This window comes from Tardiphaga sp. 709 (assembly GCF_032401055.1).
GTDB lineage: Bacteria > Pseudomonadota > Alphaproteobacteria > Rhizobiales > Xanthobacteraceae > Tardiphaga.
Genome location: NZ_CP135529.1, coordinates 3,372,792 through 3,394,385 on the forward strand (window position 1 = coordinate 3,372,792; position 21,594 = coordinate 3,394,385).

General features: G+C 59.9%; 22 protein-coding genes and 1 pseudogene. All 23 read right to left on the minus strand.

Translation table 11 applies throughout. The features are described from left to right. Positions 1-3: 3 nt before the first annotated feature. A complete protein-coding gene (fliR, locus tag RSO67_RS16470) occupies positions 4-750 on the minus strand; it encodes a flagellar biosynthesis protein FliR (RefSeq protein WP_315839752.1) in 747 nt (248 codons plus the stop codon). Beyond that, positions 747-2,834, minus strand: a complete 2,088-nt coding sequence (flhA, locus tag RSO67_RS16475; RefSeq protein WP_315839753.1) for a flagellar biosynthesis protein FlhA — start codon at positions 2,832-2,834, stop codon at positions 747-749. Before flhA ends, fliR begins: the two co-directional genes overlap by 4 nt. Positions 2,835-2,909: 75 nt before the next feature. Further along, a complete protein-coding gene (gene fliQ, locus RSO67_RS16480; RefSeq protein WP_116659873.1) occupies positions 2,910-3,176 on the minus strand; it encodes a flagellar biosynthesis protein FliQ in 267 nt (88 codons plus the stop codon). A 3-nt stretch (positions 3,177-3,179) separates the two neighbouring features. Beyond that, entirely contained in the window at positions 3,180-3,590 is a 411-nt protein-coding gene (flgD, locus tag RSO67_RS16485; RefSeq protein ID WP_315839754.1) for a flagellar hook assembly protein FlgD, read from the minus strand. Positions 3,591-3,605: 15 nt separating this feature from the next. Beyond that, a complete protein-coding gene (gene flbT, locus RSO67_RS16490) occupies positions 3,606-4,013 on the minus strand; it encodes a flagellar biosynthesis repressor FlbT (protein WP_315844274.1) in 408 nt (135 codons plus the stop codon). 78 nt (positions 4,014-4,091) lie between these two features. Beyond that, positions 4,092-4,370, minus strand: a pseudogene (gene flaF / locus RSO67_RS16495) (flagellar biosynthesis regulator FlaF); the annotation flags it as partial. 40 nt (positions 4,371-4,410) lie between these two features. Then, complete coding sequence (locus tag RSO67_RS16500; RefSeq protein ID WP_089263446.1) at positions 4,411-5,454, minus strand: flagellar hook-associated family protein; 1,044 nt, start codon at positions 5,452-5,454, stop codon at positions 4,411-4,413. A gap of 5 nt (positions 5,455-5,459) precedes the next feature. Beyond that, the gene (flgK, locus tag RSO67_RS16505) at positions 5,460-6,929 is read right to left on the minus strand and encodes a flagellar hook-associated protein FlgK (RefSeq protein WP_315839755.1); all 1,470 of its coding nucleotides are present in this window, start codon (positions 6,927-6,929) and stop codon (positions 5,460-5,462) included. A 32-nt stretch (positions 6,930-6,961) separates the two neighbouring features. Beyond that, positions 6,962-8,212, minus strand: a complete 1,251-nt coding sequence (locus RSO67_RS16510; RefSeq protein WP_315839756.1) for a flagellar hook protein FlgE — start codon at positions 8,210-8,212, stop codon at positions 6,962-6,964. Between the two features lie 74 nt (positions 8,213-8,286). Further along, positions 8,287-8,772 carry a transglycosylase SLT domain-containing protein gene (locus RSO67_RS16515; protein ID WP_315839757.1) on the minus strand — a complete coding sequence of 162 codons (486 nt, stop codon included), beginning with the start codon at positions 8,770-8,772 and terminating at the stop codon, positions 8,287-8,289. 43 nt (positions 8,773-8,815) lie between these two features. After that, on the minus strand, positions 8,816-10,045 hold the full coding sequence (locus tag RSO67_RS16520) for a flagellar hook-length control protein FliK (RefSeq protein ID WP_315839758.1): 1,230 nt from the start codon (positions 10,043-10,045) through the stop codon (positions 8,816-8,818). After that, complete coding sequence (locus RSO67_RS16525) at positions 10,042-11,229, minus strand: chemotaxis protein (RefSeq protein WP_089263441.1); 1,188 nt, start codon at positions 11,227-11,229, stop codon at positions 10,042-10,044. The genes RSO67_RS16520 and RSO67_RS16525 overlap by 4 nt, the downstream gene beginning before the upstream one ends. After that, positions 11,226-12,563: a MotB family protein gene (locus RSO67_RS16530; protein ID WP_315839759.1), complete on the minus strand. Its 1,338-nt coding sequence runs from the start codon at positions 12,561-12,563 to the stop codon at positions 11,226-11,228. Before RSO67_RS16530 ends, RSO67_RS16525 begins: the two co-directional genes overlap by 4 nt. Position 12,564: 1 nt before the next feature. Then, positions 12,565-13,260: a hypothetical protein gene (locus RSO67_RS16535; RefSeq protein WP_315839760.1), complete on the minus strand. Its 696-nt coding sequence runs from the start codon at positions 13,258-13,260 to the stop codon at positions 12,565-12,567. Next, a complete protein-coding gene (gene fliF, locus RSO67_RS16540) occupies positions 13,257-14,900 on the minus strand; it encodes a flagellar basal-body MS-ring/collar protein FliF (protein ID WP_315839761.1) in 1,644 nt (547 codons plus the stop codon). Before fliF ends, RSO67_RS16535 begins: the two co-directional genes overlap by 4 nt. 129 nt (positions 14,901-15,029) lie before the next feature. Further along, positions 15,030-16,328 (minus strand): flagellin, encoded by a 1,299-nt coding sequence (locus tag RSO67_RS16545; protein ID WP_315839762.1) that lies wholly within the window; start codon positions 16,326-16,328, stop codon positions 15,030-15,032. A 222-nt stretch (positions 16,329-16,550) separates the two neighbouring features. Next, entirely contained in the window at positions 16,551-17,285 is a 735-nt protein-coding gene (gene fliP / locus RSO67_RS16550; protein WP_315839763.1) for a flagellar type III secretion system pore protein FliP, read from the minus strand. Beyond that, positions 17,282-17,767 (minus strand): flagellar basal body-associated FliL family protein, encoded by a 486-nt coding sequence (locus tag RSO67_RS16555; RefSeq protein WP_315839764.1) that lies wholly within the window; start codon positions 17,765-17,767, stop codon positions 17,282-17,284. The genes fliP and RSO67_RS16555 overlap by 4 nt, the downstream gene beginning before the upstream one ends. A 12-nt stretch (positions 17,768-17,779) precedes the next feature. Further along, positions 17,780-18,484: a flagellar basal body L-ring protein FlgH gene (flgH, locus tag RSO67_RS16560; RefSeq protein ID WP_410001750.1), complete on the minus strand. Its 705-nt coding sequence runs from the start codon at positions 18,482-18,484 to the stop codon at positions 17,780-17,782. Then, a complete protein-coding gene (locus tag RSO67_RS16565) occupies positions 18,481-19,137 on the minus strand; it encodes a MotE family protein (protein ID WP_244558224.1) in 657 nt (218 codons plus the stop codon). Before RSO67_RS16565 ends, flgH begins: the two co-directional genes overlap by 4 nt. Before the next feature lie 66 nt (positions 19,138-19,203). After that, entirely contained in the window at positions 19,204-20,304 is a 1,101-nt protein-coding gene (flgI, locus tag RSO67_RS16570) for a flagellar basal body P-ring protein FlgI (protein ID WP_315844276.1), read from the minus strand. After that, the gene (gene flgA, locus RSO67_RS16575; protein ID WP_315839765.1) at positions 20,304-20,780 is read right to left on the minus strand and encodes a flagellar basal body P-ring formation chaperone FlgA; all 477 of its coding nucleotides are present in this window, start codon (positions 20,778-20,780) and stop codon (positions 20,304-20,306) included. Before flgA ends, flgI begins: the two co-directional genes overlap by 1 nt. Before the next feature lie 25 nt (positions 20,781-20,805). Then, positions 20,806-21,594, minus strand: coding sequence for a flagellar basal-body rod protein FlgG (flgG, locus tag RSO67_RS16580; protein ID WP_089263432.1), 789 nt, complete (start codon positions 21,592-21,594; stop codon positions 20,806-20,808).

Here is a 21,594-nt window from a genome sequence, read left to right on the forward strand (position 1 = left end):
TCGTCACCCCGACAGCCAGGACGAGAAGGCGATGCTGAATTGCAGCACCATTTCGCGCCCCGTGAAATAAAGCAGCAATAGCCCCCCGGTGAGCACAAAGGGCATCGAGATAAAGTAGACGGGAATGCTCGGCGTCAGCTTGTTGGCAAGGCCGACCGCGAAATTGACGATGACGGCATAGATGACGAACGGACTGGCGACCCGAAGCGCCAGCGTAAAAGCCTGGGAAAGGTGATCGACGAGCTGCGTCAACCCGCCCTCGGCGCTGATCCCGGTCGCGGGCAGCCAGATATGGTAGGAGCCGACCAGACCGCGCAACAATTCCCAGTGCTGGTCGGTTACAAAGAAGACCACCGTCGCAGTCAGCGTGATCAGCGGCACCAGCGCCGGGACATGCTCGCCGTCGTCGGCGACACCCGGGAGGGTCAGACCGATCCCCGACGCGACGAATGTGGCCATCGTTTCCAGAGCCGCGAAGAACATCCGCGCGGTGAGCCCAATGACCAGGCCGACCATCAGTTCGGACATGATCAGGCGGAGGAGATCCGGCGCTGTCGCCACCTCCACGGCCGGCCGGACCGTGGACTCGAGCAGAGGTGTGAGCATCAGGGTGACGCTGATGGCGAGAAACAACCGGATCTGCGTCGGGATATTCACGCGGGAATAACCCGGCGCCACCATCATGCAAGTCCCGATGCGGCAAAAGATCAGGAACGTGGCCAGGATGGAGACGGAGCTGCTTGCGATCAAGATACAGCTCCGAGCGACATCACCTCGGCCCCCCGCGCGATCTCCACATGCGACAGCACCGGCAGCGTGGGGAACATACGTTCGGTGATCATGCGCACATAGGGGCGGACATCGGGCGGCGCCACCAACACCGCAGTGTCGCCATTGGCAGCCGCCTTGCGGACCGCAACCGACACGTCATCCGCGAATTGCTCGACCAGCCGCGGATCGGCGTCGAATTCCACGATCTCGCCCTTACCGTCGCGCTTGATGCTCTGATGGAAGGCGAGATCCCAGCGATTGCCGAGGCGGAGCACCTTGAGCACGCCGTTGTCGGCGAAATCGCCGCAGATCTGCTGCGCAATGCGCATCCGTACATGCTCGGCCACATGCTCGGACCGACGCACATGCGGCGCGATCTCGGCGATGGCTTCCAGAATGAGATGCAGATTGCGGATCGAGATACGCTCTGCCAGCAGAAGCTTGAACACCGCCTGCAGTCCTGAATAGGAAATCTGCGATGGCACCATATCCTCGATCAGCCGCTTGTATTCGGGATCGAGCCGTTCGATCAGTGCGCGGGTGTCCTTATAGGTAAGAAGCTGGGCCAGATTGTTGCGGACGACCTCGCTGAGATGCGTGAGCAGCACCGAGATGTTGTCCGCGATCTTGAAGCCATCCTGTTTGACCTCGTCGATAAACGTCTCGGGAACCCACATCGCCTTCATGCCGAAAGCGGGCTCGATCGTCTCGTCACCCGGAACATCGGGCTTCCGGTCGCCGTCAAACAACACAAGGGACTCGCCAATACGTAATTCGTGATGGGCCACGACGGTGCCGTAGATCTTGATACGATATGACTTCGGTCCGATGGAGAGGTCGTCGGTCAGCTTGATCTCGGGAATGACGAAGCCATATTGGGCAGCGAAACGCCGCCGAACCTTGGCGACGCGATGCGCAAGTTCACCGTGGGCATTCAGCATCTGGATCGCCAACTGACTGCCAACGCAGAGCTCGACATCGGAGGTCTTGAGCAATTCCTTGACGGAATCCCTGTTCTCGATCTGCGCTTTTTCCTGAACCTGCGCGATACGCGCCTGCTCGACCTTCGCGCGGGCAGCCTGCTGGCGCGGCAGCGTAAAGCTCATGAAGGCCATGGCGCTGCCAAGCAGCGCGAAGGGCAGGAATGGCAGGCCGGGAAGCAGACCGAGCGCGAACATCATCATCGCGGCAACTGACTGGGCGCGCGGATACTTGCCGAGCTGTTTCAGCACCATCTGCTCGGCAGAGCCGCGCGTGCCGCCCTTGGAGACGAGCAGGCCGGCCGAGAGCGACACGATCAGCGCGGGGATCTGCGAAACCAGACCGTCACCAACCGAAAGCTTGGTGAAGACGTCAGCGGCGCGTGACAGCTCCATGCCATGATGAGTGACGCCGATGATGATGCCGCCAAAGATGTTGATGGCAGTGATAATCAGGCCGGCGATGGCGTCACCGCGCACGAATTTCGAGGCGCCGTCCATGGCACCGAAGAACGAGCTCTCTTCCTCCAGCTCGTGGCGCCGACGCTGCGCTTCCTTGTCATCGATCAGACCAGCCGACAGGTCGGCGTCGATCGCCATCTGCTTGCCGGGAATGGCGTCAAGCGAAAATCGGGCGCCGACTTCGGCGATACGCGTCGCACCTTTGGTGATCACCACGAAATTCACGGTGACGAGAATCGCAAAGATGATGAGGCCGATGACGAAGTCGCCACCCATCACGAATTTGGCGAAACCGGCGACGACGTAGCCCGCGGCGTGCTCTCCCTCACCGCCATGCGACAAGATCACGCGCGTGGTCGCCACGTTCAGCGCCAATCGCAGGATGGTGGCGATCAGCAGCACGGTGGGAAATGCCGAGAAATCCAGTGGCCGCTGAATCCACAGCGACACCATCAGGATCAACGCGGACAACGCGATCGAGAAGGCCAGGCCGAGGTCGATCAGGATCGTCGGAACCGGCAGAACCAGCATCACCAGAATGGTGACGATGCCGAATGCAAAGGCGACGTCCGTACCGGCCCGCCGTTCGGCCGGCAGGGCTGAAATCATTACGTCGGCCATGGCAATTCTCGCACGAATATCATGGCCGCACTGTGCAGCGCCGACCTTGCGTGAAGATGGTGGAGACGATGGCGGCTAGAAGCCGCGTTCGATCCGGCCGTAGAGCACTTCGGTGAAGGCGAAGATATGGGCTCCCATGAAAGAGCCGGTCACGGCGACCACGATCAACATCACCACGATCTTGGGGATGAAGGTCAACGTCATTTCCTGCACCTGGGTCAGTGCTTGCAGGAGGGCAATAGCGATGCCAACGAACATCGCGGCGCCGACCGCCGGGCCGGCGGCAACGATGATGGTCCAGATCGCCTGCTGGGCGATATCGAGGGCGTCGCGCTCGTTCATGGCTCAGCTAATGGTAATGCCGGGCCCGAGCTGGACCTTCGTGCCGTTTTCGAGCGTGGCAACCGCACCGCCCTGGATGATATAGACTTCCTTGATCTTGCCGGTCGTGCTCGTTCCGCTTTCATCCGTGAACGAAGCGGTGCGGCCGATCAACCCTTCTGCTTGGGTGATCGCGCTGGTCGACAGCAGCGTATCGAGCTTTGTATTGGTCTGAACCGCCTGCTCGACGGACGACAGCTGCGCAAGCTGACTCATATATTCGGTTGAATCGGTCGGATTGGTGGGATCCTGGTTGCGCATCTGCGCGATCAGAAGCTGCAGGAAGCCGTTGTAGTCGATCATGTTGGTCGACGACGTCGGCGTCGTCGTCGTGCTTGTGGTGGATTTCGCGGTATCTACGCCGTTGACGATCATCTCGCTCTCCCTGGGTTAGGCCACGACCGGCAGCAGCATGTCGGCGCCGCTCAGGATCGCCTGTTCGACTTCGAACAGAGCCCGGATCTTCCGCAACGCCTCGTAGTAACGTTTAGCCTCGACGAGCTCCTCGATCGCATCGAGGCCCTGCAACAATTCCTTGTTGTCGGCCGCCGCGTAGATCGCGCAGCGCTGATGCCCAAACACCGCGCGCGCCTGTTCGATATCGCCCGGGCTCATCAACATCAGTTGCACAACGAAATAGAGCTGCCGAAGCGGCGTTGTCGCATCGGCGACCTGCATGACCTGGCTTTCCAGCAGGAAAGTCACGTCGTTGATCAGTTCCAGCGTCACCTTGCGGTCGACCCGCAAAACTGCGCCGTTAATGTAGATTTTCTCGCCCGATCGCAGCGATATGCACATTGGCTTCTTCATGCCAGCAGAATCCCGGATGACGATATTGATCGCAACGAGATCGCTCACGTCCGACAACTGCCCTTCCCGGAGGCGCTCGGCCTCCTTGATGACCCAGAGACCAATCGAAATCAGCTGCGCTCGCAACTGCTCGGGCAGGCCGTTTCGCGGATTCGACAGATCCTGTATGAAGAAAGTCCAGAGATTACGGATATAGAGTAAGGCGTCTGTTTCTTCGGATGAAGCAAGCGCACCGCTCTGGATTTTCTGAAGTAGTTTAATTCCGTGATTCAGCGCTTGTTGTTCCCTGGATCGCGCCTCGCGGCCGCTATCCTCGATTTCCGCGTCGTAACCTGCCAGTGTCATTTCAATCGATAACCTGTTGCTTCATAGATCAGCCCACCTATCAGAGATAATTGAGGATGCTGAGGTTCTGAATTTGCGCGGTCAGCGCATGCGACATCTCCAACTGATTTTTCAGAGAGTTGACCCGGACGGATGCCTCTTCCGGATCGACCACTTCCATCGCGTTGATCTGCTTGTTGACGATGTCGGTCTGCACCTTGAGACGACTGGTTGCATTTGTTGTCTGTTCCTGCGCGGTGCCGAGGCGTGCACCGACACTCGCAAGGTCGGACACCGAACCGCCGACGAGCAGCAGCGCCTTGTCTGTAACGGCCTGGAACGCGCTCTGATTCAGAGTTTCCAGACCAAGCCCGCTGAGCATCGTGTAGGCCATCGCCAGGTTGCGGAATGCCTTGTCATTGGCGCTGGCGGAGGAATCGACGGTTTGTGTCGTAGAGATGCGACTGCGCATGACCTGATCGGATGCCGAAGACCAGTTCGTTCCCCAGGCCGGATCGTCGAATTCGGTCGCAAACGCATTGTCGAGGAAGTTATTCATGGCGGCGGGGGTGATATTTACGGCAGCCACGTCACCGGGCGGAAAACCAAAAGCGGCAGTAAAAGCCGCATCGATCGCCGTCTTGCTGGCCGAACCGGTCTGATAAGGCGTCATCGGCTGTTGTGCCGTATTGATGCCGGCGAACAGATACTGTCCGTCCATCGACACATTGAGCGTCGTGAGAAGCGACTGGAGGTTCGACGCTGCTGGCTGCGCGATGATGACGCCGCCATTTGCCGAATTGCGCGCCGCCAGCAGATCTTTCTGGAAGGACTGTGCCGTCTCGATCAATTGCGAAACACGCTCCTGCGTGACGTCCAGGCGGGCACTCACGAGCGCATTGGTATCGACGATCTTCTCCATATCGAGAAGCTCCGCACGCAGGGTCACGTCGCGACCCGTGAGTGCACCCAGGCTCCCCCCGACGTCAGCGAGCCTTCCTGTCGTCGCCTCCTTGGTGGCCTTTGAGATCGCCACCTGGCTTTTCGACGCGGAGATGCGCAGGGTGGTCGAGATCGAGTTCGATGAAATGAAATTTGTAGCCATATCGATTACCCCACCGCCATCAGAAGTTCTTTCAGCATGTCGTCAATCGTTGAGATCAGCTTCGACGATGCCGAGAAAGTGCGTTCGACCTGCAACATGAAGGTCATCTCATCATCCATGTTGACGCCATTGACGTTCGACAACGCATCGGCGCTGCGCTCCAGGAGCGTCTGGCTATAGGTGGCGTCGTCGCCCACGCTCTTGCGCTGCGATTCCAGCCAGCTCACCGAGGAGCCGGCAAAGTCGATGAGGCTGCCGCTAGGCTTGCCGAGCGCGGCCGGATCATAGGCTCGGGATGCCGCCATGCCATCGACGAGGCCCTGAATGCGAGCGAAGAAGCCTGCTTGGCCTCCGGCATTGTAAACGTAGTTGGCGCCATTGATGCCACCGTCGCGAATCAGGCTCGGATTGCCACCCAGCGCCTGATCGACCAGATTGGTGACCTTGATCGTGCCGGCGAGCCCGACGTTGATCACGCCCGCGGTTGGCATTCCGGGTCCACCGGCATAGGTGAAGAGGCCGGTTTGGTCTGGTCCAACGGCAGCGCTCTGATCCTTCTCGGAAAAAATCTCGATCACGGCGCGCGCAACTTCGTCGAGCTGATTCTGATAGGTCACCATCTTGTCGTCGCGAAGCGTCGCGAGACCAGCGAGCTTGCCGGAGCCGATCGGCATGATCGCGTTAGCGCCGGTAACGGGAACGCCATCGATGACCACAGCGTTACCCGTTGTGGCGGCCGTGTAGGAATTTGTCGGAGCAAAGGTTACGGAGCGAGCGGTACGCTCGAACAACGTGACCCCCGAATCCGTATAGACAACCATGTCATTGTTTGCGCGGGTGGCAAACGTGATCCCGACCTCCTGGGACAGCTTCGACAGAATACTATCGCGCGTATCGAGGTAGTCGGTGACGTCGGAGCCGGAGATCGTTCCCTTGATGATCGCCGTATTGACCGTCTCGAATTGTGCCAGAAGCTGATTGATATTCCCGACCGACGTCGCCATTTCGGCGTCGGCATCCGCGCGAACAGTCTGCACGGTGTTGGTCGAATCGTTTAGCGATGCTGCAACATTTTTGGCTGCCGTGACGGCGGAATTCGCGAACGTCACGTTATCCGGCGCCGATGCATATTGCTGCAGGGCGCTTTTCAGCTTGGCCAGTTGCGCCGCGGCAGACTGATCGAGCTCGGGGTCGTCGATGGTGACGGCCGCAACCTTCTGCAGACCGTTATAAAGAGCATCCTGCTGTGCGGTGTTTGATACCGCCTTGACGACATTGTTGAACAAGCCGGCGCTGGCGGCCCGCTGAATACCACTGACATAGACACCGCTGCCCGGCTGGGAAACGATCAGAGCATTCTTGCGGGAGTAGCCGTCCTGATGCAGGCCGGCGACGTTGCGCGAGATGACGGAAGACTGGACGCCCGACGCCATAAGCGACGAGCGGGCCGAATTGAGTGCGACCGTAAGTGACATTGGGAACTCCCGTCAGTGATCCGCGCTGTGCGCTAGCGCTTCAGGTTGACGAGTACGTCGAGCAGGTCAGCGCCGGTCTGGAACACCTTGGAATTCGCGGTGTAGCCACGCTGCGACTCGATCATCGCCGTGAGCTCGTTGGCCAGATCGACGTTGGATGCTTCGAGCGCCTCCGGCTTGATGGTGCCGAGGCCGCTATTGCCCGCGAAATCGACCTGGATGTTGCCGGAATTGGTGCTGATCGAATAGACGTTCCCGACTTCGGGCGAGAGATTGTCGGGGCTTGGCACCGTCGCCAGCGGGATCTTGTAGCTCGCGATTCGCGTGCCATCGTCGAAGATCGAATACATGGTGCCGTCCGAGCTGACTTCGACACGGTCGAGCGCGCTCGGCGCGTTGCCGTTGGTCGTGGCCTTGAACTGGAATTCGTCCGCGACCTGCGTCATACTCGACATATCGAAAGTGACCGGCGAGCCGCCCGGGATTGTGAAGTTCATAGAAGTCGGGCTCGCGGCAGCGAGACGACCCTTGCCGGTGGCGCTGACGTCGAAGGTAAATGTCGTGGTGGCGCCTAGCTGCGACCCGGCTGCATAGGGGAAGCCGCCGCCTGCTGCCGCGCCTGCGCTGTTGTAGATCTGCACATCCCATGTATTGGCGGCTGTCTTGAACATGTACATGTCAAGTTTCACCGCATTTCCAATATTATCGTAGGTGATGACCGACGTTTTCGACGTAAAGTTCGGCGGTCCGGCGCTGATCGCAGCATTGGAATCCAGGTTGGCGCTACTGATGCCCGCCTGGGTCGTCGGATTTCCAAGCAAGGACTGCTGCGCGATGTTCACGACCTCGAGATTGCCGAGGCCGTTGGCAACGACGTTCGGCTGGGCGCCATTCTTGATGTTGTAGCCCATCAGATAGTAGCCACCGGTATTGTAGAGATTGCCCTGGCCATCCGGAACGAAAGAGCCAGCGCGCGTGAGGTAAGGCGTGCCTCCTGCGTCGCTGACGACGAAAAATCCGTTGCCCTGGATCGCCAAATCGGTTGCGGACGTCGTGTAGTTCATCGTTCCGGGATCAGAGATCGCATAACGAACCTGCGTCTCGACGCTGCCGGAATTGTAGTTTCCGGTTCCGCTGCGAAGGATAAGGGAGGAGAATTCCGTCGAGGCGCGCTTGTAGCCCGTGGTATTCACGTTCGCGATATTGTCAGCGACCGTTGCCAGCTTGTTCGATTGCGCGTTCATGCCGGAGCCGCCTGTGCGCATCACCCCATACAGACTCATCGATTATCCTCCGTTTCACGTGTGAAGTATTAGAATTGAAGTTGCTTGTGTGAGGCTGGCGGTTATCCACAGGGTCATCGTGACGCAGTGCGTTCCGCGCAGAAGTCGCGTGCCTTGCTTGTCCATGACCCGAATCCGCTCGCGACAAGACTGCCGATAACGCTGCAGATGTAGCGTTTCTGGCCGACAATATTGGTCGGCCCGGCATTGTAGCGCGCGACGGCCATCGTCCAGTTGCCCTCGCGCTCACGCAAATCTTTCAGAAATCGTGCGGCGTAGTCGACATTGCGTGCCGGATCGAACATCGCTTCCACACTGGGAAATTTCTCGCCGTGATAGCGGTGATTGATCTGCATGCAGCCGAGGTCGACTAATTTGGCGCCCTTGCTTTTCTCCTCGGCGAAGCGCGCAACGGCATTGCGCAGATCGGTGGCCAGCACCGTCCTGCCATCAACATTGAGCGCATAGGGATTCAGCACGCCCTTGCGCCCGGTCTCGCTGAGACCGACCGCAAAGAGAACGCCGAGTGGCACGTTGTGACGGCGTGCCGCGCGCGCCATCTCCCGTTCGCACGGCCCCTCGGCGCGTGCGTCCGTTACAGCGCTAGATATAAACAGTGCTGCTGCGAACCCGATTGCTATTCTGGTCCTGCTGCCGTTCTGACGGCCTTGGCGATTGCTCATGATCCTGCCTGTTATGCCGTGCGCCGCTCTGCGCATCACCGGACGACCGCCCCGAAGAACCACCGTCCGCCTGCGATCCGCCTGACGACGGCAGCGAAGAACGTTGATCGGACGGCGCTTGTTGTTGCTGTTGCTGCTGCCCGTTGTTCAGATTTGCGTCGGGGGTGCGGGTATGATCGATCGCCGCGATGTCGAACGTGTAGCCAGCCGACTGCATGGCGTCGGTGAGCGCGCCGCGTTCCTGCCGCAGCATTTGGGTGGTTTCGTAGCGATCCGCAGTGAGATGAATCTCCACGGAATCGCCGGCAAGCCGCATCTTCACGGTGACAGAACCGAGATTGGGCGGATCGAGTTCGAGCGTCATCATACGCACCGGCCGGCTATCCGCAGCTTTGTGCGCTTCGAGCCCCGGCGCGTCGGCCGCGCGAGCCCCTTCAGGCGATGCGACGGCCGACAGATCAGTCGCCATCCGATCGACGATCTTTTGCAACGTCGTCACCTGTTGCACCGGTTCGAAATGCGTCTCTTGTTCACGAACGACCGCCTTGGCGGCTGGAAGCGGCTTGGTATCCGTCGTCTCGACCGTCAGCGTGAAACGTTGCGTAGTAGCCGCATCGGCGTCAGGCACGTCGGCCGTTGTGGCCTGAATGAGCTTCGCGGGATCGCGCGGAACATCATCGGTCTTCACGTCCGGTACCGAGATGCGAGACGCCGCCTTGCCGTCGCTTGGCAAAGGTGAGTGTGCGTGATCGAGCTTGGCCATTACCGCGCTGAGCGCGGGGTCCGGTCCGCGCCAGGGGGCAGATTTTGTCGCCCCCTCGTCGCCCTCCGTGGCCTTTGCATCGTCATCATCGGCTTGATCATCGCTGACGTTTGGCTTTTGCGCGACTTCACCCGTCAATTCCGCAAGAACGGATGCCGCGTCGAGCACCGGCTTTGCATCAACGATTTTCGCGTCATCAGCTGTCTTGGGAACATGCGGCGTGACTGTTTTGCTCTCTTTTGAGACCAGCCGGAGCTGCTCGCGAAAATGATCGGCCTTCTCCTTGCCGTCCTTGGCATGGGCACCGCCGTTGAATCCGCCTTTCGCTCCAGCCTTTCCGGCCGCTGTCTGGCGAAGGGCTGCCATCAGGAGATCGGCATTGTTCATCGGGTTTTCTCCTTTAATTGCTCCTGCGACGCATCGAGCAGCTTTTGCGCGCGATCAACGGCGGCAAGAGAGCGGCTGAAATCAATGCGCGGCCGCATCGCCGTCTTCACTTCGCTGCTTCCGTCGCTTTTGGCCTTTGCCTCCGGCAGCGCTTTTCGAACATTCAATCCAATGGCAAGCGCCGCGGTTTGCAGTTCGACATCACGTTCGGACAGTTTTGCCTTGTCGATCTGCTCAAGCTCGGCGATTGCCGTACTGTGTGCCGATGTGGCAACGCGTGCCGCGGCACGGTACAGGCGCGCGCGCACGCGCTCGGCGCTGTCATCATCGGACAATGCAAATACACGGTCGGCGGCAAGCACTGTCATTTCAGTCTTGCCGCGAACCAATGCCGTTCTTGCAATTAGAAGATAGAGCGCACGCTGGCTCGCCCGATCGAGATGATCGAGCACGGCGACAAGACGCGGGAAACGATCAGGTCGCTGCACGAAGCTGAAGCGTGCCACAGAGAGCGCAAAGCGCTGGCGGAAATTCCCCGCATAGATGGAATGCCGATATCTGCGAAAGTAACGCACCGCGAGGGCTTCGAACTTGTCGAAGTCGTCGTCCTGTCCGACGATGAAAATCTCCCTACGCAGTGCCGCTTCCTCGACCAGCGTGCCCGGCATCATCAGCCGCACCTCGTCAAGCAATGCGATCGCGACCTTCAGGTCGTCCTGCGCAACCAGTGCCGATTGCACCAGCGCAATCTCCGCACCGAGCGCCGCAGGCAGACTACGTGGCTTGATATTCGCGAGCTTCGACTTCGCTTCGTCCGTACGCCCTTCGACGTAGGCGATAGCGCCATCGACAATGGCCTCGTCAATATTCAGCACGTTGCGGGAACGGAGGCTCGCGACCACTTGCGGCGACCCGCCACTCAGGAGGAAGGTGACAGCTGCGCGCGAATTGCGCGGCTCCTTCCAGACGGCGGCATCGGCTTTCAGGAAATTCTCACCCAGGCGCTTCAGCAGGGCGGGTTGGGAATTGTGAGCATCGAGATCGCCGCGCGCGATCTGATCTTGCAGCATCTGCAATGAACGAACCATCTGATACGGTTCGCGCATTTGGTCGTCGGCCGGCTGCGCATGTGCGCTGCCAAGACAGGCTAGAAGCGTTGCTGCAATGATCCTGGCGCTGGTCATAGCACGGGAGCACGGATCAGAAGCTCGATCCGCCGGTTCTGCGCGGCAAGCGGGTCGTTCTGAATTTTCGGCCGGCGGTCTGCATAGCCCTCGATGCGCTCGACCCGCGCGGCGTCGAGGCCGCCGCGCACCAGCATGTGATACGCCATATGCGCACGCGCGGTCGAAAGCCGCCAATTGTCATATTCCGATGTGCGATAGACGCGGCTATCGGTGTGACCGCGCACGATGACCTGGCCACGGTTCTGCGCGATCATCGGCGTGATCTTGTCGAGCGCGCGAACGAGACCGGGCGTGGGCTCGGCCGAGCCGTTGGCAAACATTCCGTAATTCACGTCGTCCGTCAGATTGATCAGCAGTCCTTCGGGAGTCTCCCTCACTTCGGCAACCGGACGCGCCGGTCCAATGGTGACCAATGCCGCCGAGATCGCGGCCTGGAGCTTGGCGGCGTCCATCGGCTGGGCCTTTTCAGCCTGGGCGGGCGCCTTGTCAGGCTGCGCCTGGGATTTATCAGCCGGTGCTGCGGTCTTGTCAGCCTGAGCCGGTTGCGGGCGACCCGCTGCCGGATTGGACTTGTCGCCATCGTCGGCAAACAACCCGGCGGGCTTCGGTGCCTCCTGCTTGTCGGATTTCGCGGGAGTTGAATTCGATCCCGACATCTCCTGACCCGGGGTGCCGGTGGCATCAGGCTTGGCATCGAGCGGGCGCGGCTCCTGGCCCTCGCTCGCCGCAGCAGCAACATCCTCGCCGAATGGAAGGCTGCCGGCGTCCTTGCGTCCCGACAGCTTCTTCTCGAGCGACGAGATCGACGCCATCGGCCAGTTGATCGGATCGAAGGGGTCCCGATAGGCCTCTCCGCCCTTCAGCCCTTCCTTACGATTCGGGTCGAGCGCCGCGCTGGTCTGTCCCGGACGCGGAGGACCGCCGGCAATCTCCGACAGCACCGCATAAGGATCGCGAAACAACGTCGCCTCGCCATAGCGCGGTTGTGGAGGCTGCGGACGCGCAAGCGCATCGGTCGGCTGACCTGGCTCCGGATGCGGCCACTTGCTCTCGCCTTCCACGGCCTTGCCGGGGTCAACCCTCCGGGCGTCGTTGATGCCCTTGCGATCCGGTGTTGAGTCGGTCAGCTTGATCGGATTGAAATAGGTGGCAACGCTCTCACGCGTTTCCTGATTGGTGGCATTGATCAGCCACATCACCAGAAAGAATGCCATCATCGCCGTCATGAAGTCGGCATAGGCGATTTTCCAGACACTGTTCTTCGTCTCGCCGCTCTCAAGCGAACTGCGACGGCGGATGATCACTATTTCTGGCGGAAGCGGATCGGCCATCTCAGCTCTGGACCGCCATCTTCAGTCGTTCGGTCCAGACCTTGAGCTGAGTCTCGAGCACGATCTGATCAACGACAATAGACGCTTCCGCTTCGGGGCCGGCACGCAATTCCGATGCGATGGCGCGGACGCCGAGCTTGCTGCGGATCAGTTCGAGCAGCTCCGATGGGCCTGTGATACGCAGGACCGGGCGGCGGCTATCGGTTGTAATCGACGACAGATGCTCGATGAATGACGTAACTGCCTGTTTCTGCACGGCGTTACTGATGAGCGGCTCGAGGAGTCGAGCGACTACGCCGGCGATCCTTCCCTGCAACTGGTCGCCCATTTCGGCGATATCGCCGGCGAGCTTGGCCGCAGTCTCGTTGAGCAGTTGCTGCCGTTCTTCGGCGGCCTGCGCTGCAAGTGCCTGCTTCTCCTGCTCCAAGCGCCGTTCGAACTCGGCGAGTGCGCTCGCATAGCCTTCGGCGCGACCACGCTCATAGCCATCATCCTCCTGCACGACAGGCGGCTTTGGCTGCATCTGCGGCTGGGGTTGAAACGACGGCTGCTGCTTTGCCTTCTGCAGAAGTGGCTGATGCTGCGACTGCACGCTGGAGTGATGCAGATGGTCGAACGGAACGACGCGGCTGCGTGTTTTTGGCGGCTCCGGTCGATCGAAATCGGCGATCAGACGTGCGACTTGCTCTGCGCTCATACCGCTTCCTCTTGTCTGATCCATTGTTTCAGAATCGCCGCCGCCTGCTTCTCATCGAGCTGGATGATCTGTTCCAACCGCCTCTGCGGCGTATTCTGCATACTGCTCGAGACATCCTGGATAAGATTGGGCGGAGCCTCGCCTCCTGTCAGAGCCGCGGTCGCCATCGTGCTGCCGCCACCGAGAAGCGCATTCGTCTCCGCCTGGAACTGCATTGTCTCGTCCGTCTTCGCACTGGCCAGGATCGTATTGATCGCTGGGCGCAGACCGAACCAGATCAGCATGCCGGCCACGGCCAGGATGGTGATGGCACTCACGAGACTGCCCGCCTGACGCATCATCACTTCTGTGAAGGTGATCGACGGCACCGGCGTGAGATCGCGCGCACCTTCCATGAATTCGACTGCCGAAACCTGAATCTGGTCGCCACGCGGGCGATCGATGCCAGCTGCGGTCGCAGCAATCTGCGAGATCTCCGCGACCTTGGCTTCGATCGCAGCATCGCTCACCTTGTCGCCGAGGCTCGCGATGAGACGCGGCCGGTTGACCAGAACGGCGAGGAACATCTTGTTCACCACAAAACCATCGCTCGTGGTCGTCACCGTCTTCGACGACACTTCGTAATTGGTGATGTCTTCGCGGCGCTGCTTCTCATCATTCTGATTCTTGGCACCGGTCGCATTGACCTGCTGATCTGGCAGGTTCTGCTGAACGGTTGTCGGCTGCTGTCGATCGAGGCTCTGCGATGTTTCCTTCTCTCGTACAGCGCGCACAGAGCGCTGCACCCGCGAATCTGGATCGTAGACCGTCTCGTTGGTCTGTTTCTTATCGGTCGACAGCTGGGTCGCAACGCTGACCTCGAAGTTATCGAGCCCCAGATAGGGTGTCAGTGCCCGGCTCACATTCTCCTGGATCGAGCGGCTGACGACCTTCTGCAAATTGGCCATCGTGGTCGGCGTTGCCCCGAGGCTGCCGCTGCCGTCATCGTCCGAAAGCAGCGAACCGTCACTGTCGAGCACGGTGACCTTGTCCGCGGTCATTCCCGGCACGGCCGCAGCTACGAGATGGCGCACCGAACGCGCCGTGCGTGCATCCGCCGGGCCATCCGTTCGCAGTACGACCGAAGCCGATGGCGGCGACTGCTCACGCCGGAATGAACCACGCGCAGGCATCACGATATGAACGCGGGCTGCCTTGACGCCTTTGAGAACCTGGATCGTTCGCGCAATCTCGCCCTCGAGCGCACGCACGCGCGTGATTTCCTGCATGAACGAGGTCAGGCCGAGCGAGCCGATCTTGTCGAACAGCTCATAACCGCCGCCGGTGGTGCTAGGCAGGCCCTTGTCGGCGAGTAGTGTACGCGCCTGGGCGGTCTGTCCGGGACGAACATAGACGGTATCGCCCGCCGTATTCAGATCGAAAGCGATATTCGCGTCGCGCAGCACCGAGCTGACACGCGTCACGTCCTCGCGGCTAAGACCCGAATAGAGAACATTGTATTCCGGCCGGCTTATGTAGTACGCGCCGCCGCCAACACCGCCAAACACAGCGAGGCCAACCACCGCGAGCAGAATGAGACGCTTCGTACCCAGCTCAAGCAGATTGTTCCAGAGCTTCTGCGCGTGCTCGCGATTGACCATAAATACCCCTGCCCACTTCCGAATCGATCATCGATTGTGAAGCTTGTCCGAGGGTTACGGAGAGCTGGAAAGCGAAATGGCCGCGACCTATGACGGTCGCGGCCATTCCCATTCACGATGTGAGAGCGATTAGCCGCGGAACAGCGACAGGATGCTCTGGCTGCCGGCATTGGCGATCGACAGCGCCTGAATGCCCAGCTGCTGCTGCGTCTGCAAAGCCTGGAGGCGGGTCGATTCGGCGTTCATGTCTGCGTCGACGAGCTGGCCGATACCGCGATCGAGCGAGTCAGTCAGGGTCTTGACGAAGTCCTGCTGCAGACCGATGCGGTTCTTGATGGCGCCGAGGTTGGTGGCGGCATCGGTGATCTTGCTCAGCGCTTTGTCTGTACCCGAGATGTAGGTCTCGAGCGCAGTCAGATCGGAGGCGCTATCGGTGAACTTCGAGATGTCCAGATTAGCTACGCTGAAGGTGGTCCAGCCACCATTCTTGTAGACGTCGTAGGTCTGGTCGAGAACGCCTTTTTGGGTCGCCACGTTGGCGGTAGCCGCTGGCTGCAACGCAACGGTACCGCCGGTCGCGCCACCATTGGTGCTGGTGGTAGCGATCGCGGTCGTGCTGGCGTTCTTGATCTCGAGCGTCTTGCCATCGGCATTGACACCAACAGTAAGGCCCTGAATGCCCAGACCGTTAAGTGCCTTGGCGATGTCCTGAACCGTGGAGCTCTGCGACACGTTGATCGTGGTCGTCGTGGCAGTTCCACCAAGTGGCGTGACGGCGAAAGCAATCGTGCCCGTGGTCGTGGCGGGCGGACCAGCCGCACCGACGGTGGCCGGATCGAAAACGAGGGTCGTCGTCGTGGCGGCAGCGTGAGCCGTGATGTAGGCGGCGTCGAGCGTCGTATCGTAGAGCTTGATGGCGTCGAGGTCGATGGTGAGCGTGTCCACCGAAACGACACCGCCGGCGCGGGAGAAGGACGACACGACCGACTTCGTCGAGTTGTAGGTGGGGTCCTGTGAGTCGACCGAGATCCAGTTTTCACCGTTGAACACGGCCGAGTCGGCAGTATTCTTCAGCTGCTTCTGAAGTTCGGTGATTTCGCTCTGGATCTTGGCGCGGTCGACACCCGGGGTACGAGCAGCAACCAGTTTTTCCTTGATCGACGAGACGACGTCGACCGTGCCTTCGAGGCCAGTATACATCGTGTCGATGGTCGCAGCGCCGAGACCGAGAGCGTCCTGCACGGCGCCCAGAGCCTGAACGTCCGAACGCATCGTGGTAGCGATCGACCAGTAAGCGGCGTTGTCCGACGCGGTCGCCACGCGATAGCCGGTCGAAATACGGTTCATCGTGGTGGAGAGGTTGGCATCGACCGAGCGCAGGGTCTGCAGCGCGGTCATTGCCTGGGAGTTGGTCATCAAGCTAGACATCGTATGTCCCTTTAATTTGATTGATTTGCTGGGGACATACCGGACTTTCACCGGTACGAGAGGGCGGCATCATGCCTTTGGAATGTCGATATCTGATCGACCCAACCTGTCGTGAACTGCAAGCTAGCCGCCAAACCTTACCCAAAGCTGAAGGGAGCGGCGGCTCGTATAGTTAACAGCGATCATTTGATTCGTCACTTACCTTGTGATGAATCAAATGATCTAGAGAAACGACTTCACAAGACCAACTGCGAGCAAATTCCAGCCGTCGATCAACACGAAGAATAGTACCTTGAATGGTAGCGCGAATACCGTGGGCGGCATCATCATCATGCCCATCGACATCGTCAGTGTTGCGACGATCATGTCGATCACCAGGAACGGCATGACGACAAGAAAGCCGATCTCGAATGCGCGGCGAAGTTCCGACACCATGAAAGCCGGGATGATAATTCGCAAATCGACCCGTTGCCCGTCGAGTTTGACCTTCATACTCTCGGCTGCGAGGTTCTCGAAGGTTTGCAGATCCTTTTCGCGCACGTGCTGCAACATGAAATCCCGGAACGGATCTGTGACCCGCGAATAGGCTTCCTGTTCGGTGATTTCATTCTTCATCAGGGGCTGAAGGCCGTTTACCCAAGCGCGATCGAAAGTCGGCGCCATCACATAGAATGTGAGAAACAACGCGAGGCTGATCATCACGATGTTCGCTGGCGTAGTCTGCAGGCCAAGCCCTGTGCGCAGGAATGAGAGCGCGACGACGAATCGCGTGAAGCTCGTCACCATGATGAGCAAGCCCGGCGCCAGTGACAGCACCGTCAGCAGCGCGACCATCTGGATGATTCGGCCGCTGGCACTACCCTCGCCCGGCGGAAGCAAGGTCGACAGATCCGGAACCTGCGCCATGGCAGCTGTCGGCAGAAGCGCCAGGAGCAGGATCGGAATGATACGCTTCATTGCACCACCAGCGTCTCGATAATCAACTCACGAACCCTGCCGCTCGAACGCGTAAGCGCGCGCTCATTCAGGTCTTCGCGCAAATATTGCAGGCCGCGGGCACCCTCGATCTGCGCGGGTGTGAGCGTGCGCAGATAGGCTGCAACATCTTCGCCGATGCGGGCGACCACGATACTCGCCTCCTCCTCGGTCAACTTGTCGGTCACGATCGACGCCTCCATGCGGATCCAGGCATTTGGCGGCGCCGCCAGATTGGTCACGACCGGTGTGATCTTGCGCAGACGATCATTGGGATTGAAGGCCGAGGAGATCGGCTTCTCCGGAACTTCCTTCTGGCTTTCACTGATGCGTTGGAACGTCGACATCAAATGCAGGCTTGCCAGCGCTCCTGCGCCCACCGAGAGCGCAGTGACGAGCAGCAGGGCGCCAAACCACTGCATGACCCCCGGGCGCTGGCCTTCATTCGCGGTGTCATCGGCCATGAGCGATCCCCATCAGAACGGCGCGACCTGGTCGTAGACCTGCTGGCCCCAGTTCGGCTGCTGCACTTCCATGGACCGGCCGCGCCCGCCATACGAAATGCGGGCTTCGGCGATCTTCTCATAGGCGATCGTGTTGTTGCGGCTGATATCGATCGGACGCACGATGCCGCCGACATTGACGATGCGCATTTCGTAATTGACGCGCATCTCCTGCGAACCGCTGACCAGGAGATTGCCGTTCGGGAGTACGTCGACAACGACTGCAGCCACCGAGAAACGTACTTCTTCGTTCCGGTCAATCTTGCCAGCGCCCTTGTTCGACGACTGGGACTTGACGTTGGTGTCGAAATTTCCCGCCGAGAGCCATTTGGCAATATTGGCCGAATAGTCGGACTCAACCTTGATCTGCGAGTCACGCGACCGATCCGTCTTGTTGTCGAGGATCGCCTTGTCGTTCATCAGAATATTCACGGTCAGAAGATCGCCGACCCGCGTGGCCCGCGAATCGCGGTAGAGGTCCTTGCGGTCATTCCAGATCGAGTGAGGGCCTGCGCTACGATAGGCACGCCTCTCGATCGGGATTGCGCGCGCATCGACCTGCATGCCGTTGCCAATCGGCGACATGTAGGGTGCCTGGCCAACCTCGGCGAGATTGCTGGCGCAACCGGTCAGGCACGACAGTGCGACCGGAATCAGAATCACTCTTAACCACATCATTTCTTGGCTTTCCCGTCGTCGGTGCGACGCATCCCGGCAAGCGTGTCGGCGAGGTGTGCGCCACGTGCCGGCTCCATTTCATTGAGGATCGCGCTGGCCACGCGAACGCGCAGCTTGGCGAGAACAGCAGCTGCCGTGTCATCAGCCATGCTGGCAATCTGCTGCGCCGCGGCTTCCGGATTCATGCGCGAGTAGATTTCGACGACGTTATCTTCTGCCTTTTTGAGGAATTCTTCGCGCAACTTCAGCCATTCCTCATATTCGGCACGCTTGGCCTCAAGTTCCGCAATGCGCAGCTTCAGCTTGGATTCCGTCGCTTCCAGCTCTTTCTGCTGCCACGCCACACGGGCATCGAGTGCCTGGTCTGCAATGTTGCTGCAAAAGCGCGCGACGTCGGATTCCTGGGAGTTCGCGGCTGCGCTATCCTTTTTGTCGATTGCGCCCGTGATCAGCGCCGAATCGGCAGGCGGACGCACCACCGGGTCCTGCTTGTTTGCAGCTGGACGGGGGCGCGCGACTTGCGGCGTCTTTGCAAATTCACCGAGGTTCAGCGGCTTTGAGAGCTTCTGCTCGGGTTCGGCCGATGCCTGTGTGGACAGCACCATACCGACCAGCATGAGGAATTTGATCGATCGATTTGCGACGCGCGCCATTCGTGTTCTCGTGATTCAGCTGAGCGAGCGTTGCACGCTTTGGCTTGCGTGACGCTGACCCGCGCCTTACTGGATGACGAGTTCCGCCTGAAGCGCACCGGCCGCCTTGATCGCCTGTAAGATCGCGATGATCCCCTGCGGCTTCAGCCCGATCTGATTGAGACCACGCACCAGGCGCTGCAAATCTGCCCCGCGCAGAATGGCGATTTTGGCGCCGGGCTCATTCGCTTCGATGAAGGTCTGCGGCACCACCACGGTCTCACCGCGCCGCGCAAACGGTGACGGCTGCGATACGATAGGCGCCTCGGTGATTCTCACGGACAGATTGCCATGGGTCACCGCCACCGTCGAAATCTGTACATTCCGGCCGATGACCACTGTTCCCGTACGTTCGTCGACCACGACCCGCGCCGGCGTATCCGGCTCGACCAGCAGTTCCTCGATCTCGGCGATAAAACGCACCGGCGAGGTGCCACGCGGCCGGGACAGTACGATAGTACGATAATCGCGTTCGAAGGCTACGGCCTTTTGGTAACGGCCACTGCCATGCGCATTGATCGCATCCATGATGCGCGTTGCGGTGACGAAATCCGGATTCTTTAGCTCAAGAATGAGCGATTCCATCTCGCTGAAACGCCCCTTGACCTCACGTTCGATCAGCGCGCCATTTGGGATGCGGCCAGCCGTGGCCACACCCTGGCTGAGCGTTTGTGCAGCGCCTTCGACGTTGTAACCGCCTACGGCGATAGCGCCTTGCGCGACAGCATAGGTTTCACCGTCGGCGCCGCGTAACTGCGTCATCACCAACGTTCCGCCAAGCAGGGATGATGCGTCGCCCAGCGACGAGATCGCGACGTCGATTCGCGAACCACCTGCGACGAACGGCGGCAGATCGGCCGTTACGACGACCGCTGCCACGTTGCGCGTACGCAACGAAGTGCCACGGATATTGATGCCCATATTGTCGAGCATCGATTGCAACGACTGTTCGGTGAACGGCGCGTTGCGCAACGTGTCACCGGTGCCCTTGAGGCCGATCACTAGGCCATAGCCGAGAATCTGATTCTCGCGCACGCCCTTGAGATTGGCGATGTCTTTCACGCGCACAGCGGCATCTGCTGTCGAAAACGAAAGCGAAAGCAGGAGACCGCAAAGGAGACGCAGCATCATCCGTTTTGAATCCGCACTGATCCGTCTTGCTGGACGATGCCCCGAATGGTGACCCCGGTATCGAGGTTGCGAAGCTGCACCATCATGCCAGCGCTGCCCGACTGCAGGGACGTTGCATAGGTGACGATAATGAGCCCGTCATCCTCGACGAGCACCTTCACCACAGCGCCGCGGGTGACGGCCTTGAGATCCTCGAGCCCGTTGATCGGAATCAGGTGCCCTGCCAACAGAGTGCGACGCGCGATGCGGCCAACGAGCGACGCACGGTCGTTGATAAAGGCACTTGCACCCTGAATATTGGGCGCAAAGTTGCGATCCATGATCATTTCATCTCTGATGACGTCACCAGGATAGATCGCGGTGGCTGGCACGGGATAGCGAACGGCCTCTTCCGCCGCATCCGCGACGCCTGCGATGCCGGCCGCGAGCACGAAGCTCGCGACCCAGCGGGTGACAATGGTGACTGCGCGCATCAGGCCGAGATCCCGTTCTGTGGATTTACCGCATACCCTTCGAGATGGTTGAGGCCATCTCGTCAGCCGCCTGGATGACTTTTGAATTCATTTCATAGGAACGCTGCGCCGAGATCAGCTCGGTGATTTCCTTCACCGGATCGACGTTCGAACTCTCAAGATAGTGTTGATGCAGCTTGCCGTAGCCAATATCACCTGCGAAGCCAACAACGGGCACGCCGGATGAAACCGTCTCGCGATAGAGATTTCCGCCGAGTGGGTCCAAACCAGCTTCATTTGAGAAGTTCGCGAGCGAGAGTTGCCCGAGCTGAACTGGCGCAACGGTCCCGTCGACCTTCGCAAAGACCTGACCGGACTCGTTGACAGTGACATCCACAGCATTCTGCGGGACGATGATCGCAGGCGTCACCAGATAGCCGTCCGGCGTCACGAGCTGGCGGTTTTCATTCAAGTTGAATGCACCGGCACGTGTGTAGAGTGTCTCACCATTGGGACCGGCAATCTGGAACCAGCCGCGGCCATTGATGGCCATGTCATAAGTGTTGCCAGTCTGCGCCATTGCGCCCTGCAGATGCAGCTTGCGCACGGCAGCCGAACGCACGCCGAGACCGAGCTTGGCGCCTTCCGGTACCGCGCCCTCACCGCTTCGATTGGGCACACCCTGCGCACGGTCGATCTGATAGAACAGATCGGTGAATTCCGCGCGGGATCGCTTGTACGAGGTCGTGTTGATATTCGCGATATTATTCGCGATCACTTCGACATTAAGCTGCTGCGCGCCCATACCGGTGGCAGCAATGGCCAGAGCTCTCAT